This window comes from Sphingomonas sp. SP5, from assembly GCF_058313455.1.
This window is the reverse complement of record NZ_JBZFLF010000006.1, coordinates 36,285-48,652: the sequence shown is the minus strand read 5'-3', so window position 1 is coordinate 48,652 and position 12,368 is coordinate 36,285. Positions and strand designations below refer to the sequence as shown.

12 protein-coding genes are annotated in these 12,368 nt (G+C 67.9%); 6 read left to right on the top strand and 6 right to left on the bottom strand.

Features of this window, described 5'->3' with window-relative positions:
- Positions 1-172: 172 nt before the first annotated feature.
- Positions 173-364, bottom strand: a complete 192-nt coding sequence (locus tag AC4GY7_RS14715) for a hypothetical protein (protein WP_491115462.1) — start codon at positions 362-364, stop codon at positions 173-175.
- A 42-nt stretch (positions 365-406) separates the two neighbouring features.
- Here AC4GY7_RS14715 and AC4GY7_RS14710 point away from each other — a divergent pair, with 42 nt between their 5' ends.
- Together AC4GY7_RS14710 and AC4GY7_RS14705 are read left to right on the top strand one after the other, a co-directional pair.
- On the top strand, positions 407-1,081 hold the full coding sequence (locus tag AC4GY7_RS14710) for a glutathione S-transferase family protein (protein WP_443585228.1): 675 nt from the start codon (positions 407-409) through the stop codon (positions 1,079-1,081).
- Positions 1,068-1,415, top strand: a complete 348-nt coding sequence (locus tag AC4GY7_RS14705) for a tRNA-binding protein (RefSeq protein WP_491115460.1) — start codon at positions 1,068-1,070, stop codon at positions 1,413-1,415. Before AC4GY7_RS14710 ends, AC4GY7_RS14705 begins: the two co-directional genes overlap by 14 nt.
- On the opposite strand, the gene AC4GY7_RS14700 is transcribed toward AC4GY7_RS14705, so the two are convergent.
- Entirely contained in the window at positions 1,407-1,835 is a 429-nt protein-coding gene (locus tag AC4GY7_RS14700) for a DUF1810 domain-containing protein (RefSeq protein WP_491115458.1), read from the bottom strand. The two genes, AC4GY7_RS14705 and AC4GY7_RS14700, sit on opposite strands and share 9 nt — an antisense overlap.
- Positions 1,836-1,876: 41 nt before the next feature.
- On the opposite strand from AC4GY7_RS14700, the gene AC4GY7_RS14695 reads away from it, so the two are divergent.
- Together AC4GY7_RS14695 and AC4GY7_RS14690 are read left to right on the top strand one after the other, a co-directional pair.
- On the top strand, positions 1,877-2,401 hold the full coding sequence (locus AC4GY7_RS14695; protein WP_491115456.1) for an Ivy family c-type lysozyme inhibitor: 525 nt from the start codon (positions 1,877-1,879) through the stop codon (positions 2,399-2,401).
- A gap of 4 nt (positions 2,402-2,405) precedes the next feature.
- On the top strand, positions 2,406-3,026 hold the full coding sequence (locus AC4GY7_RS14690; RefSeq protein WP_491115454.1) for a YbhB/YbcL family Raf kinase inhibitor-like protein: 621 nt from the start codon (positions 2,406-2,408) through the stop codon (positions 3,024-3,026).
- A gap of 440 nt (positions 3,027-3,466) precedes the next feature.
- Here the strand turns inward: AC4GY7_RS14690 and AC4GY7_RS14685 are convergent, their stop codons facing one another.
- Together AC4GY7_RS14685 and AC4GY7_RS14680 are read right to left on the bottom strand one after the other, a co-directional pair.
- Positions 3,467-4,537 carry a GGDEF domain-containing protein gene (locus AC4GY7_RS14685; RefSeq protein WP_491115452.1) on the bottom strand — a complete coding sequence of 357 codons (1,071 nt, stop codon included), beginning with the start codon at positions 4,535-4,537 and terminating at the stop codon, positions 3,467-3,469.
- A 63-nt stretch (positions 4,538-4,600) separates the two neighbouring features.
- The gene (locus AC4GY7_RS14680; protein ID WP_443585235.1) at positions 4,601-5,134 is read right to left on the bottom strand and encodes a peroxiredoxin; all 534 of its coding nucleotides are present in this window, start codon (positions 5,132-5,134) and stop codon (positions 4,601-4,603) included.
- Between the two features lie 68 nt (positions 5,135-5,202).
- Here AC4GY7_RS14680 and AC4GY7_RS14675 point away from each other — a divergent pair, with 68 nt between their 5' ends.
- Positions 5,203-6,009 carry an inositol monophosphatase family protein gene (locus AC4GY7_RS14675; RefSeq protein WP_491115450.1) on the top strand — a complete coding sequence of 269 codons (807 nt, stop codon included), beginning with the start codon at positions 5,203-5,205 and terminating at the stop codon, positions 6,007-6,009.
- 9 nt (positions 6,010-6,018) lie between these two features.
- Here the strand turns inward: AC4GY7_RS14675 and AC4GY7_RS14670 are convergent, their stop codons facing one another.
- Positions 6,019-7,845, bottom strand: a complete 1,827-nt coding sequence (locus tag AC4GY7_RS14670) for a DUF8034 domain-containing protein (protein ID WP_491115448.1) — start codon at positions 7,843-7,845, stop codon at positions 6,019-6,021.
- Positions 7,842-9,185 (bottom strand): MFS transporter, encoded by a 1,344-nt coding sequence (locus AC4GY7_RS14665; protein WP_491115446.1) that lies wholly within the window; start codon positions 9,183-9,185, stop codon positions 7,842-7,844. Before AC4GY7_RS14665 ends, AC4GY7_RS14670 begins: the two co-directional genes overlap by 4 nt.
- A 263-nt stretch (positions 9,186-9,448) precedes the next feature.
- Between AC4GY7_RS14665 and AC4GY7_RS14660 the strand changes: the two genes are divergently transcribed.
- Positions 9,449-12,361, top strand: a complete 2,913-nt coding sequence (locus AC4GY7_RS14660) for a TonB-dependent receptor (RefSeq protein WP_491115444.1) — start codon at positions 9,449-9,451, stop codon at positions 12,359-12,361.
- Positions 12,362-12,368 lie beyond the last annotated feature (7 nt).

The window sequence follows — 12,368 nt, the reverse complement described above, 5'->3', positions numbered from 1 at the left end:
ATAACAAGATTGGTGTTCGCGTGGACGACGCCGAGCCAATGCGCGTTCCGTGCCGCCGCGCTGCACGCCCCCGCCGTTCTCCCCGACGCTAGCGCTTGATTGCGTCACATCGATTCGTTCGGGCGGATCCTGTCGAAACACAGGTGAGACAGAGGCCCGCGAAGAGCCGCGGTCAGCCGGGCAGCTCGGGAAGCGCGTCGAACGCTATTCCATGTTCGGCCAGTGCCCGTCGCAACGATATGCCGAGCGCATCCTCGACGCTGACGTTCCATCGCTCTGCAAGTGCATGTAACCCCGCTTCGATGTCTGGGTGGTCGATATAAATCACGCCATCCATCAGCCGAACACCGTCTTCGGAATCCATCGCTGCTTCCCTCCGTGCACCCATGCTTATAACACGGGCGCCATGTGGCAGCTTTACCAATTCCCCCTGTGCCCCTTCAGCCGCAAGGTGCGGCTGCTGCTCGGCGAGAAGGGCATCGGCTATGAGCTGGTGCGCGAATCGCCGTGGGAGCGGCGCGACGAGTTCATGGACATGAACCCGGCGGGCGAGACGCCGGTGATGGTCGACGCCAGCCGTCCGGGCGCACCGCTGATCGATTCGATGGCGATCTGCGAATATTTCGAGGAAACGGTCGACAAGGCGGCGATGATCAACGGCACGGCCGCCAACCGCGCCGAAATTCGCCGGCTGGTGACGTGGTTCGACACGCATTTCTATCGCGACGTCACCGGGCCGCTGCTGCACGAGCGCGTCGTCAAGCGGCTGGCGCACCGCGCCGCGCCCGATGCCAAGGGCCTGCGCGAGGCGATGAAGGCGGCGGTCAGTCACCTGGACTATACCGATTACCTGCTCGATCACCGCAACTGGCTGGGCGGCGCGACGATGAGCCTCGCCGATCTGGCGGCGGCGGCGCAGATCTCCGTCGCCGACTATCTGGGCGGTATCGACTGGAAGGGGCACGACCAGACGGCGCGTTGGTATCGCGGCTTCAAGAGCCGTCCGAGCTTCCGGCCGCTGCTGTCGGAGCGGATGGAGATGATCGGTCCGCCGGCACATTACGACAATGTCGACTTCTGATCGCATCGCATTCGCCGATTTCGAGGCGGTGGATATCCGCGTCGGAACGGTGATCGCCGCCGAGCCCTTTCCCGAAGCGCGCAAACCCGCGATCAAGCTCCGCATCGATTTCGGCGAGGCGATCGGGGTGCGCAAGTCGTCGGCGCAGATCACCGAACATTATGCGCCCGCAACGCTGATCGGGCGACAGGTGGCAGCGGTGGTCAATTTCCCGCCGCGGCAGATCGGCTCCTTCATGTCCGAGGTGCTGACGCTCGGCTTTCCCGATGCGGACGGCAAGGTCGTGCTGATCGGCCCCAGCCTGCCGGTGCCGAACGGCGGCCGTTTATTCTGATCGGGAGCGGTCGAGCAGCGTCAGGGTCGCCGGATCGGCCTCTCCTGCGAAGAAGCGCGCCAGCGCGGTGCCGAACGGTGCCGAATCGTCGGCGACGGCGGCGAAGAGCGTCATCGACGATCGCAGCTTGATCGCATCGATGCCGCCCAGGATCGCTTCGGCACTGCCGGTGGCGGCGACGATCGCGGCAGTGGCCTCGATCAACCGGGGGCCGAGCAGCGGATGCCGAAGGTAGCGGCGCGCCTCCTCGGCATCGCGGATGGCGTAGAAGCGGGCGGTGTCGCTGCGGCCGAGGCCGGCGATCTGCGGAAAGACGAACCACATCCAGTGGCTGGTCTTGTGCCCGCGCCGCAGCTCGGCGAGCGCCTGCGGGTAGAGGCGCGCCTGTGCGGAAACGAAACGGTCGAGGTCTGCGGCCATAGCAGCGGGCAACCGTCGAGCGTCAGCGGCGTTCCCGCCTTATGCGTGCCTTATCCCTTGCCCCGTTGCTGCTGCCTGCCCTGCTGCTTGCCGCCTGCGGCAGCGGCAAGCGTGCCGACACCGCCGCCAATGACAGCGCCGCCGCGGCCTTCGTGCCGCCGCCGACGCAACCGCCCAAGCCGTTGCCGGGGCAGGAGCACAGCAACCCGATCACCGCCTATGTCGGCAAATATCCGGGCGATGCCGTCGATGGCGTCGGCTTCTACGATCGGACGGAGGTGGCGCGCGCCCTGATCGATGCGGTCGGGGACGAGGGCATCCGTCGCCGCTTCACGATGCGCGATGCGGTGACGGTGCCGATCTTCCGCACCGCGGACGGCCGCATCGCCGCGCATGGCTGCGAACCGCACAATTGCGGCGACCACGACTGGACGTTCCTCGTCGCGCCCGATGGAATTAAGGGCGCGGCTTGCTATCACGACGCCGCCACGATGGGCGGGAGCAGCCGCTGGTATGCGGCAGGCGCGGCTCCCGTCACCCGTCCCGGCGATTGCCCGCAGGAGTAGACCGATGCTCGAACACCTTCCCGCCTGGCTGGGCCGGGCCCTGGGCGACGTACGGGCCGGCATGGACGGACTCGGCATCGTGCGGCTCGGACTCGATGCCGGACTGCCGGCGCTTGACCTGTCCAGCCCCGCGTTTGTCGACGGCGCCAGGCTGCCCGAGCGGTTCACCGCGGATGGCGAGGGGGTGTCGCCACCTTTGCTATGGACGCCGCCGCCGGCCGGTACGGCGCGTCTCGCCCTGCTGGTGGAGGACGCCGATGCGCCGGCGCCGCAGCCGCTGGTGCATGCCATCGTCTGGGGCATGACGCCCGGTGAGTTGCGGCTGGCGGAAGGGGCGATCGTAGGGAACGGTGCCGGCACGCCCGAGGGCGATGTCGGCCGCAACTCCTATTTGCGCGAAGGATGGCTGCCGCCGGACCCGCCGACGGGGCATGGCTCGCACCGCTATGCCTTTCAGCTTTTCGCGCTGGACGGCGAGGCTGGCGACCCGGGCGAGACGCCGGGGCGTGCGGCGGTGCTGGAGGCGATGGCGGGGCATGTGCTCGCCGCCGGCGTGTTGATCGGCACCTATAGCCGGGGTGAGGATGCGCCCGTCGGCCCGGTCGGGGCGGCACAGGCGGCGTGATGGTGGGCGGCGGCCCGGCGATCGTGCGCCGGGCCTGCCCGTCGACCGGCGTCAGCCGGTGATGGTGCCGCCCTGGCTGGCGAGCACGAGGATGGTGGTCGCGAAGGCGGCGACACCGAGGAAGAGGCTGCGATACATGGGTTGGCTCCGTTGATCGGGACCGATCAGGCGATCGGCATCACGGGAACGGCGGCGCTGATCGCGACGGCGGCGAAGGCGAGAGCGGCAACGACCGAGACGGCGGCGCGCTGGGCGAGTTCGAAGCGGATGAACATGATTGGGTTCCCTTTGGTTTTCGGAGCGAACCGTTCGGCTCCGATGCAAAGGGCTTTGCAGCCATCGTGCCACTTTAGCTAAGTCGTTGAAATCACACCATTAGTGATGCCGTCCACCGTGAGTTTGGCGCAATCCGCCATCGCTGGTGGGGATATTCGCCAGGATCAGGCGGCACATACCCGATCGCGGCCACCACTTTTCGCGGTGTAGAGCAACCGGTCGGCGCGATCGAACGCATCGGCGATCATCTCACCGGTTTGCACCGCGGTGACGCCGATCGACAGCGTCACCTGACCGAGCGGCTGGTCGCTTTCGCGCACGCGGAACCGCTTGGCCGCGATCATGCCGCGCACGCCGTCCAGATGCGCCGCGGCATCGGCGAGATCGATGCCCTTCAACAGCACCGCAAATTCTTCGCCGCCGTGGCGCACGACCAGATGGCCGTCGCATTCGTCGGCCAGGGTGCGGCCGACGGCGCTCAACACGCGATCGCCGACGGGATGGCCATGCGCATCGTTGATCCGCTTGAACCGGTCGATATCGCAAACGGCGAGACAGAAGGGGCCGTCACGATCGCGGCGGATCGCGAACGCCTCGTCGAAGGCGCGCCGGTTGGGCAGGCCGGTCAGCGCATCGCGGCGCGCCGTATCGTTCGCCTCGGCAAGCTTGGCGCGTAGCGAATCCGCCTCGTCCGTCGCATGCGCCAGCCGCACCTCCGCCTCGCGGATACGGCTCAGCATCGATCCGGTGATGCGGGCGATCTCGTCCAGCCCCGCCGCCGCCTGAGGCTGCGGCACGTTGCGGCCGATCGCCGCGGCGCTCTGCGCCAGATCGCGGCCGAAGCCGCGCGTCTCGTCCTGCATGGCGCGCATCATGGTCGCGAAATCATCGACGTGCGCCTGGGTCGTGGCGACGAGTTCGACCGCCTCGTCCTCGATCTGCGCCGCGTAATCGGGCACGCCGCGCTGGGGGGGGGCGGGCGGCGCCTCCATGACACGGGCACCGACGACCACGGTGCCGCCCAGCTTCTCGATGTCGGACCGGCTCAGCCGGACGCCGCCATCGGTCAGCCGCGCGACGGCCTGGGCGATGGCACCGTCCGGATTGGTGATGACGTCATAGGCGAAGTTGTAATGCGCCGGCTCCGGGCTGAGGCCCTGATCGGCAAGAAAGGCCCCGATCCGCGAGAACAGATTGCCCTTTTGTTCCTTTCTCGCTGCGAACGGCCCGCGCATGCCCCACCCTTCAATCCCGCCTGCGGTATATGCCGTATAGGTTATTGTAGCGTTGCGCTTGCGTCAGGAATGGGCGAGTTTGCGGACCGCGGCCAACGTCAGCGCGACGTGCTGCGCCGGGTTCATGTCGTCATGCACGAAAGCGACCCGGCCATCGCGCGCGATGACATAGCTCGTACGCTTGGTCAGCGCCCGGCCGCCTGCGTTCAGCGCGACGTCGTAGTTCTTGATGACGGCGGGGCCGGCGCTCGCCACCGCGAACTTGCCCGCGCATTTTTCGCTGGAGAAACGCTGCAGCGTCGGCACGTCGTCGGCCGACATGCCGATCACCGTCGCCCCCGCCTTCTGGAATTCCGGCACCGCTTCGGCGAAGGCATGCGCCTCGGCATTGCAGCCGCCGGTGAAGGCCGCGGGGAAGAAATACAGCACCACCGGCCCTTTCTTGAGCTGCTGCGCCAGATCGACGGTGATGACCTTGCCCGCGACTGCGCCGCGGGTGGTGAAGGCCGGCGCCTTGGCACCGACGGCAAGGCCCGCGGCGGCGGCCGGAGCGGCGACGAGGACGACGGCGGCGAGGGCGGCGGGCAGCAGGCGCATGGACGATCCTTCTCGAATAACGCGCTCACTCTAGCGCGGCTGCCCTGCGCGCGATAGGGCATCGGCACATGCCGATCACCCCCGCCGACATCCAGCTCGCCAGCCGCCTCGCCGATGCGGCCGGCGCCGCCATCCGTCCCTATTTCCGCGGCCAGCACGGCGTCGAGCTGAAGGACGACCATTCCCCCGTCACCAAGGCGGATCGCGAGGCGGAGGCGGCGATGCGCCGGCTGCTCGATGCCGAGGCGCCGGGCGACGGGGTGATCGGCGAGGAATATGGCACCAAAACGGGGGTGACCGGCCGCCAGTGGGTCCTGGATCCGATCGACGGCACCCGCAGCTTCACCGTCGGCCGAGCGATCTTCGGCACGCTGATCGCGCTGGTCGAGGACGGCTGGCCGCTGCTCGGCATCATCGACCAGCCGGTGCAGCGCGAACGCTGGGTCGGCGTCGCCGGACGGCCGACGACCTTCAACGGCAAGCCTGCCCGGACGCGCGCCTGCCCGCAGCTGGAGGGCGCGATCCTTGCGACCACCAGTCCGCATCTGTTCGCGGAAGGCGACGTGCCGCATTACATGGCGCTGGTCGCGGCGGCATCCGGCGGCCATCCGCGACAGGGGCCGGTCTATGGCGGCGACTGCTACAATTACGGCCTGCTGGCGAGCGGCCACCTCGACATCGTCGCGGAATCGGGGTTGCAGCTGTACGACTTCGCCGCGCTGGTGCCGGTGGTCGAGGGCGCGGGCGGGCGGATGTGCGACTGGAACGGCGACCCGCTGACCGCGGCGAGCGCCGGCCACGTGCTGGCGATCGGCGATCCGGCGCGGTCCGACGACGTGCTCGAGGCGATCCGCGCGACCGCGCACGAGCATTGAGGGCCGGACCTACCGATCCCAGGGGAAGCTGAGCGTCGGCCGGTTGGCGTAGCGCGTCATTGCCAGCGTCAGCCGGGCGCCGCAGCCGGGCTCCAGACGGACGGTCAGGTCGCGGCCGCCGATCGTCTGCGTCGCGCCGTCTAGCGTGGCCGTGTCGATGCGGTGCTCGGCATAGGTGCCGCCCTGGATCACCAATGTCCGCGCGGTGGCGCCGGTGTTGACCAGCGTCACCTCGGTCGAGCGGTCGCCCAGCGCATGGACCAGCGCGGCGACATCCTCCGGCACGCCGGCGCGGCGGCGATCGGCGTCGAAATAGCGCAAGCGGCAATGCAGCGGCACGCCGCCCTGCGGCGGGCTGGTCGGCGACCAGGGCGGGCGGGCGATATGCAGCCCGCCGGTCATCGTCTGGATGAGCGCGGTCGCGCTCGCCGGGTTGATGTCGATCGTCCAGTCGGCGAGGCGCTGCATGCGCGTCGTGCGATCTTCCTCCCGCACCTTGATCCGCGCGGCGACGCGGTCGAGGTCGGCGGCGAGCGCCTGCTCGGGATAGCCGGGGTTGCGGCCGTGGAGGAAGTCGATCCACGGATGCTCGCCCGCCGCGGCGAGATCGGCGGAGTCCTGCGTCGCATACCAGATCTCGAACCCGCTCTGCCGAAAGGGGCCGGGCTTCCACCCGTACCAGCCGTCGGCACCGTACATCGTCGGCGCGGACAGGACGCCATCGATCCGCTTCGCCGCCGCGTTGATGCGGGCATTCTGGCGACGCCAGAGGTGGAGGTATTCGCGGTCGCCGGTCAGCAGCAGGCCGTTGTAGAAGGCGGTGATCGACCGGGGCACGCGGTTGCGGTTCTCGCGCTTGCCGGTTTGCGGCACCTGTGGCGAGAAGCCCCAGCCATAGACGCCGCGCCACCAGTCCTTGCCGACCTTGCCGTCGAGCCCGGCGAAGCTCGGCACAATGTCGCCGTTGGCGCGGGCGCGATCCATCCAGGCGTCGAGGTAGGACAGCGCCCAGCCGCGATACCGCTCGCCCGCGCCTAGCGCATAGGCGTTGAGGCCAAGGGTCGTGGCCTGCAGGTTGAGCGGATTGTCCCCGGCAACGTCGCCATATTCGGCGTAATGGGCGAGCGTCTGCGCGTAATTCTGCTCGCCATGCTCCATGTGAAAGGCGCTGGTGTCGAACGGGTCGCCGGCCCAGTCGAGCGGCGTGGCCCGGCGCAGCATCGGTCCGCGGCTGCCGTTGAGGACGCTGCGGATGACCCGCGCCTGGGCATCGTAATTGGCGACCGTGGGATCGCGGCCGGTGTAGAAATCGGCGTAGCGGCGGGTGCGGTCGATCAGCCGGGTATCGCGCGGCGCGCTCATCCCCATCACGTTGAAGGTGGTGAGGCCCTCGCTATTGTGCTGCCAGTCCATCTGCACCGGGAATTCGCGGTAATACATGCCCTGGCGGGCGATCGGCACCTCGACGGTGCGCGCGACGGTATATTGCCGGAGGTGCCCCTCCCAGAAGCGCTGGGCCAGCGTCAGCAGCCGATCGGGTGCGCCCAATGCGTGCAGGGTGACCCAGTCGTTGGTCGCCTCCGCCGCGTCATCGGGGCCATCGTTGGCGCCCCAGCGCTCGAACACCTGCAAGGCGTCGCCGGGGCCGACATATTTGGCGAAGAACGCCTCGCAGGCCGCGGCGTTGGCGGCGAGCAGCCGGCGTTGCAGCACCGCCCAGTGCGGTGGCGCCATCGGCGTCGCAAGGCGCAGCGTGGCGGGGCGCGGCCGGGCGGCGGCGGGCAGCAGCGCGCCTGCGGCTCCGGCGACGAGCAGCTGGCGGCGGTCGATCGTCATGCGGCAAGCTCCAGCCGGCGGATCGGCCCGACGACGACCAGGAAGGCGAAGATGGTCAGCAGGCAATGCGCGCCGACGAACACCAGCGCCCAGTCGAACGATCCGGTCGCGCCGACGATATAGCCGACGACGATCGGCGTCACGATGCCGGCGATATTGCCGAACATGTTGAACACGCCGCCCGACAGGCCGGCAAGCTGCTTGGGCGCGACGTCCGCCATCACCGCCCAGCCGAGCGAGGCGATGCCCTTGCCGAAGAAGGCGACCGCCATCAGCACGATGACCAGCCATTCCGCCTCTACCCAGACGCAGGCGATGATGAGCGTCGCGAGCAGCATGCCCGCGACCAGCGGCCCCTTGCGGGCGAGGTCGAGGTTGCCGGTCCGCTTCAGGATCGCATCGGAGGCGAAACCGCCGGCCAGGCCGCCGACGAAGCCGCACAGCGCCGGCGCGGCGGCGGCGAAGCCTGCCTCCATGATGTTGAGGCCGCGTTCCTTCACCAGGTAGATCGGGAACCAGGTGACGAAGAAATAGGTCAGCACGTTGATGCAATATTGGCCGAGATAGATGCCGATCATCATCCGGCTGGCGAGCAGCCGCCGCACATTGGCGAGCTTGAAGGTGTGCGGCCCTGCCTTGGCCTCTTCCATGCGGACGAGGCCGCCGCCCGCCTCGATATGGTCGAGTTCGGCGCGGTTGATCGCCGGGTGACGCACAGGACTGTGGATGAAGCGCAGGAAGGCGAGCGTCGCGACAATGCCGAGCAGCCCCATCGCCCAGAACACCGATCGCCAGCCGAAGCTGTGCGCGAGCCAGCCCATCAGCGGCGCAAAGGCGACCAGCGAGAAATATTGCGCGCTGTTGAAGATCGCCGAGGCGGTGCCGCGCTCCGGCCCGGGAAACCAGGCGGCGACGAGGCGGGCGTTGCCGGGGAAGGAGGGCGCTTCGGCGAGCCCGACGAGAAAGCGCAGCACGAACAGCGTCGCGACCGCCGAGGCGATCGGAAACAGGCCGACGAACCCCTGCGCCGCGGTCATCAGCGACCAGAGCGCGATCGCGCCCGCATAGATGCGCTTGGTGCCGAACCGGTCGAGCAGCGCGCCGCCGGGGATCTGCGCCAGCACATAGGCCCAGGCGAAGGCGGAGAGGATGTAGCCGGTCTGCACCGGCGTCAGGCCGAGTTCGCCCGACGCCTGCGTGCCGGCGATCGAGAAGGTGGCGCGATCGGCATAGTTGATCGCGGTGATAAGGAAGATCAGTGCGATGATCCGGTGTCGCACCCGCGTCGGGCGCGCGCCTGCGGCGGGGGCAGCGGTGGCCTTGACGGCGGCGGCGGTCATCGGGCGCTCTCCTTGCACGGGACCCGTCTCATGCGGGTTCGAAGCCGGGACGCTAGCGGCGGGCGGGCGGGCGGTCCAAGTCGAAAAGCGGGATGATCCAGTCCCTTCATGGCTGGATGAGGGAGAGGGTCGGGCTACCCATGCACGTCGCGCAACGATCCATGCCGGATTGAGGTTGGCCTTGCCATCGGCCACGGCGCTACCCCGATAGGACAGAACCGACACCGGTTACGGCAGGTCGGGCGCACATGACGAGGGGATCGATGATGGCCATGTCCGGCATCCGTGGACTGCGAATCGCGCTGGGACTGACCACCGCGGCGATCGGACTGGCGGCGCTGCCCGCCGCTGCGCAGCAGGCGCCCGAGACCAACGTCGAAAAGGCGAACCGCGCAGCCGGTAACCAGCAGGACACCGCCAGCCCGCCCGCCTCGCCCGCGGTCGCGCCCGAAGCCTCGGTCGCCGATGCACCGGCGCTGGACGAGGGCGGCGCGCAGGACATCGTCGTCACCGGTTTCCGCGAGAGCCTGTCGAGCGCGATCAACATCAAGCGCAACCAGACCGCGACCGTCGACGTCATCAAGGCGGAGGACATCGCCGAATTCCCCGACCTCAACCTCGCCGAATCGCTGCAACGCATCCCCGGCGTCGCGATCAGCCGGGTGAACGGCGAAGGCCGCAACATCTCGGTCCGCGGTCTCGGCCCCGATTATACCCGCGTCCGCATCAACGGCATGGAGGCGATCGGCACCACCGGCGGCACCGACAATTCGGGCGGCGTCAACCGCGGCCGCGGCTTCGATTTCAACATCTTCTCCTCCGACCTCTTCAACAGCCTCGCCGTCCGCAAGACGGCAACCGCGGACGTCGAGGAAGGCTCGCTCGGCGCGACGGTCGACCTCCAGACCGCGCGGCCGTTCGACTACAAGAAGCCGACGGCGGTGATCTCGGCGCAGGCGAGCTACAACGACCTCGCCCGCAAGGCGACGCCACGGCTGTCCGGCCTCGTCACGGCGACCAGCGCCGATGGCCGCTTCGGCGTGCTGCTGTCGGTCGCCTATGAGGAGCGCAAGCTGCGCGAAGAGGGTGCCAACATCACCCGCTGGACCTATGGCGGGTTCAACGGCGGCTTCAATCCGGCATCGACGCTCGCCGGCTATACGATCGGCCAGATCAACTACGGCGCCGCGGCGAACCAGATCGATTATGCCGGTCAGGCGCTGTTCCACCCGCGCATCCCCGGCCTCGTCAGCTATGCGATCGACCAGAAGCGGCTGGGTGCGGCGGCGTCCGTTCAGTTCCAGCCGACGCCCGCGACATTGCTGTCGATCGACGGCCTCTATTCGCGGCTCGACGGCACCCGTGCCGAGCGGCAGATCCAGGCGATCAGCTTCAGCCGGTCGGGCACGGGCAAGCCGCAGACGATCATCCGCTCGGGCACGGTGGATTCGAACCGCAACATCATCAGCGGCACCTTCGACAACGTCGATGTACGCTCGCAAAGCCGCTACGACATCCTGCGTACCGATTTCTACCAAGGCACCGCCAACCTCGAACAGAAGTTCGGCGATGCGCTGAAGTTCGTCGGCGAGGTCGGCTACGCCAAGTCGGAGTTCACCAACCCGACGCAGACGACGGTGACCATCGACGCGGTCAATTCGAACACTTTCGTCTACGATTTCTCGACGCGCTTCCCGCTGATCCGGCCCGGGTTCGACGTCACCAATGCCGGCAACTTCACCTTCACCAACGGCAATTCCGAAGTCCGCGTACGCCCGCAGACCGTCGACAACAGCTTCAAGACCGCCAAGGGCTATCTCGAGTGGACGGCGAGCCCGCTCATCAAGCTGAAGGCGGGGCTCGACTGGCGCCAGTTCGACTATTCGTCCACCGAAGGGCGCCGCAACGCCGGCGAGACGGTGGTGCAGACGCTGACCCCGGCGCAGTTGGCGGCAGCGACGACGCTGTATTCGGGCTTCGGCCGCGGTATCGACCTGCCCAACGGCACGCCGACCGCCTGGGTGGTGCCGGATATCGACAAGTTCGCCGAACTCTACGGCATCTACACCAATCCGCTCTACGCCGTCGGGCGGCTCGACAATGCGACGGCGCGTGGATCGTACATCACGGTGCGCGAGCGCGACACCGGCGTGTGGGGCATGACCGAGTTCAACCTGGCGGACGCCGGCATCCGGCTGCGCGGCGATGCGGGCGTGCGCTACGTCCACACCAACCAGCTGTCGACGGGCTATACCGGCGTCGGCACATCGGTGAGCCTGATCGCCGCGACGCGGAGCTACAACCGCTGGCTGCCATCGGTGAACCTCGTCTACGATCTGACCGACACGCTGCTCGTCCGCCTTGGCGCCGCCAAGACGCTGGCGCGGGCCGGCATCGCGTCGCTGACGCCGGGCGGCAACCTCAACATCTCGGGCGGCAACCGCGGCTTCAGCTCGGGCAATCCCGATCTCAAGCCGACCGAATCGAACAATATCGACGCCAGCCTGGAATGGTATCTGACCAAGGGCGCGGTCTATGCGGTGTCGGCATTCCAGAAGGATATCGGCACCTTCGTCCAGACGCTGAGCGTCAACGTGCCGTTCGCCGACCTCGGCCTGCCCGCCTCGCTGCTCGCCGGCAGCGCGGCGTCGCCGAGCGACGTGTTCACCGTGACCCAGCCGGTCAATTCGAGCGGCGGCAAGCTGCGCGGATTCGAAGTGAACGTGCAGCAGCCCTTCACCTTCCTCAACGGCTTCCTGCGCGATTTCGGCGTGCTGCTGAACTACACCCGGGTCGAATCGAACATCAAATACCTGCTGTCCGCCACCAGTTCGGCGACGGTGACGCAGCCGCTGGTCGGCCTGTCGAAAAATGCCGCCAATGCGACGCTTTACTATGAAACCAAGCGCTTCTCGATCCGCGGTTCGCTCGCCTATCGGTCGAAATATCTGACGGCCGTTCCCGGCACCGAAGGGAACAGCTACAATGGCACCAACGAAACCACCAACGTCGATGCGCAGGTGAGCTACAACATCACCGACGCGCTGAAACTGAGCCTCGAGATGATCAACCTGACCGACCAGTTCAACGATCAATATGTCGACGCCACCAACCGCCTGAACGTGCTGACGCACAGCGGGCGGCAGTTCATCCTGGGGGCTCGCTACGCCTTTTGATCGGATC

Bases quoted from the DNA above. Each gene is read 5' to 3' on its own strand.
- AC4GY7_RS14715 (WP_491115462.1), bottom strand. From the start codon at position 364: ATGGATTCCGAAGACGGTGTTCGGCTGATGGATGGCGTGATTTATATC.
- AC4GY7_RS14710 (WP_443585228.1), top strand. From the start codon at position 407: ATGTGGCAGCTTTACCAATTCCCCCTGTGCCCCTTCAGCCGCAAGGTG.
- AC4GY7_RS14705 (WP_491115460.1), top strand. From the start codon at position 1,068: ATGTCGACTTCTGATCGCATCGCATTCGCCGATTTCGAGGCGGTGGAT.
- AC4GY7_RS14700 (WP_491115458.1), bottom strand. From the start codon at position 1,835: ATGGCCGCAGACCTCGACCGTTTCGTTTCCGCACAGGCGCGCCTCTAC.
- AC4GY7_RS14695 (WP_491115456.1), top strand. From the start codon at position 1,877: ATGCGTGCCTTATCCCTTGCCCCGTTGCTGCTGCCTGCCCTGCTGCTT.
- AC4GY7_RS14690 (WP_491115454.1), top strand. From the start codon at position 2,406: ATGCTCGAACACCTTCCCGCCTGGCTGGGCCGGGCCCTGGGCGACGTA.
- AC4GY7_RS14685 (WP_491115452.1), bottom strand. From the start codon at position 4,537: ATGCGCGGGCCGTTCGCAGCGAGAAAGGAACAAAAGGGCAATCTGTTC.
- AC4GY7_RS14680 (WP_443585235.1), bottom strand. From the start codon at position 5,134: ATGCGCCTGCTGCCCGCCGCCCTCGCCGCCGTCGTCCTCGTCGCCGCT.
- AC4GY7_RS14675 (WP_491115450.1), top strand. From the start codon at position 5,203: ATGCCGATCACCCCCGCCGACATCCAGCTCGCCAGCCGCCTCGCCGAT.
- AC4GY7_RS14670 (WP_491115448.1), bottom strand. From the start codon at position 7,845: ATGACGATCGACCGCCGCCAGCTGCTCGTCGCCGGAGCCGCAGGCGCG.
- AC4GY7_RS14665 (WP_491115446.1), bottom strand. From the start codon at position 9,185: ATGACCGCCGCCGCCGTCAAGGCCACCGCTGCCCCCGCCGCAGGCGCG.
- AC4GY7_RS14660 (WP_491115444.1), top strand. From the start codon at position 9,449: ATGATGGCCATGTCCGGCATCCGTGGACTGCGAATCGCGCTGGGACTG.